Genomic DNA, 2,302 nt, shown 5'->3' on the forward strand with positions numbered 1-2,302 from the left:
AGTAGCCCCGGTAGGTCCAGTAGCGCCGGTAGCGCCGGTAGCGCCGGTAGGTCCAGTAGCACCAGTTACCCCGGTAGCGCCGGTAGCACCAGTAGCCCCAGTAGCCCCAGTAGCGCCGGTAGTCCCCGTAGCCCCGGTAGGTCCAGTAGGTCCTCCAGCAGGCCCAGTAGGCCCAGTAGGTCCAGTAGGACAATTTCTACATTTATTACAATCATCATTTCTGCTAAAGTAATTATTTAAATCCATTGTTTCACCTCCTCTCTGTCACATCCTATTCGTTGAAAATAGATTGGAGGAGGTCAAAGGACTACTTGTCTAATTAAATTTCAAAATAAAGCCACTTTTTTTGAGAAAAGTGGCTTTAAATAGGTAAAATGTTTAATTTAATAAGTTCTATTCTTCTAGACTATCTTTCAATATTTGCTCGAAGTATTTTTTATTACCTATTATTCGTTCATCGGTCGGTCTATACTTTCTTGCTTCCTCGTTATGAGAGTAGGCAATTCTATGCTCTTGAATTCGATCATAAAGAACGCAAAGTTGCAGGTGAGGTAACCAGGTAGAGAAATTAGTATTTTGGAAACTGAGTAACTCTTTATTCTTATAATTGAGAGCTTCCTTATACCAATAAATAGCCTCATAATTTTTATCTTGTTCCATAAAGTGGTATCCTATTCTGCAACAAGCCTCTGGGCGTGGTATATCATAGGAAAGTGTTCTCAGCGTTGATAATAATGTTTGATGATTGTTGCCTAATTCATAGTAGCAGTCAGCTAGCTTGAAGCATGCTCTTATATTATCTTCAATCCACCCCTGATTTGACTGTAGAAATAATTCATAGTAAGTAATTGCATCATCATACTTAGCATGATCCATTAATTCGTTTGCAAAATAAAACGTATCACGTGGGGTTAGTTGTTTGCCGTCATCTATCATTTTTTGGTAGATGCTTAAATTTCTATTGGAATCATGACTCAAAGGTAGATGACTCACTGCAACATCACTATCTAAAAGGTTACCTTCTACTGCTAAGTATTCGTGGACCTGACCTATCCATTTAAATTGCTTTTTTCTATTAACAAGTCTATACCTACGTAATAGATAGGTTACATTCCCATTTTCATCGAAGGCTAAATGGTACTTCATAGAAATAGCGTCATAGGAATGATCAAGAGACATTTTTAGTTGCTTTAGCTTATTTCGATCGTCCTCCGTAAAAACATCATCTGCATCGAGCCACAATATATATTCTTTGGTTGCTTGCCCAAAAGAATAATTTCGAGCGGCAGCAAAATCATCTATCCACTTAAAATCAAAAATGCGATTTGTATATTGTTTTACTATTTCCTTTGTTTGATCAGTTGAGCCAGTATCGACTATATTAATTTCATCTACTATGTCTTTAACTGATGCAAGACATCTCCCAATAACTTCTTCTTCATTTTTTACTATCATACATAAACTTATAGTAATCATATTCATTCCCCCTTTGCTCCTTATATTTATATGTAAAATGTAAGTCGCCGGTTCTTTTATATCGCATACATATGTATGCATGTTTTTGATATAATAGAAAGAAAATTCGGTAAAAGGATGATGCTTGAATGGAATGTAATATCGAATTCGCTAGAAAGCTTGATCAAGGGGATGATATAAATCATTATCGTCAAGAGTTCTATATCCCAGCAAATACTATATATATGGATGGCAATTCGCTAGGACTTTTATCTAGACGAGCTGAATTAGCCGTTTTAAATTTATTGGATTCATGGAAAAGGTTTGGAATTGATGGATGGACAAAAGGTGAGCATCCCTGGTTTCATCTTTCTGAAAAGCTTGGGGAGATGTGTGCACCATTGATAGGAGCTATGCCAGAGGAAGTAATAATTACGGGTTCCACGACAACTAATCTACATCAGTTAATCGCTACCTTTTATAAGCCTCAAGGCAAGAAAACGAAAATTGTAGTAGATGAACTGAACTTCCCATCTGATCTGTATGCTGTTAGCAGTCAACTATCTTTACATGGGAAATCACCAGAAGAGGATATTGTAATAGTGAAGGGGAAGGATGGGCTTTTAGTCGAGGAGGATATTATAGAAGCAATGACTGAACAAGTAGCCATGATTATATTACCTAGTGTTCTATATAGAAGTGGCCAAATTTTAAATATGAAAAAGCTGACAGATGAAGCACATAAAAGAGATATTTTAATTGGCTTTGACCTTTGCCACTCGATTGGTTCAATCCCTCATTCATTAGATGAATGGGGAGTGGATTTTGCGTTTTGGTGTACTTATAA

General features: G+C 37.1%; 3 protein-coding genes. 1 reads left to right on the top strand and 2 read right to left on the bottom strand.

The annotated features are described in order from the left end of the window. The coding region (locus tag AC06OU_RS05890; protein ID WP_475854590.1) for a hypothetical protein at positions 1-246 on the bottom strand (246 nt) is incomplete at its 3' end. A gap of 147 nt (positions 247-393) precedes the next feature. Further along, entirely contained in the window at positions 394-1,476 is a 1,083-nt protein-coding gene (locus AC06OU_RS05895; RefSeq protein ID WP_475854592.1) for a glycosyltransferase family 2 protein, read from the bottom strand. Between the two features lie 128 nt (positions 1,477-1,604). Between AC06OU_RS05895 and AC06OU_RS05900 the strand changes: the two genes are divergently transcribed. Then, positions 1,605-2,302: aminotransferase class V-fold PLP-dependent enzyme (locus AC06OU_RS05900; protein WP_475854593.1), on the top strand; the 698-nt coding region annotated here is incomplete at its 3' end.

Source organism: Psychrobacillus sp., assembly GCF_056205495.1.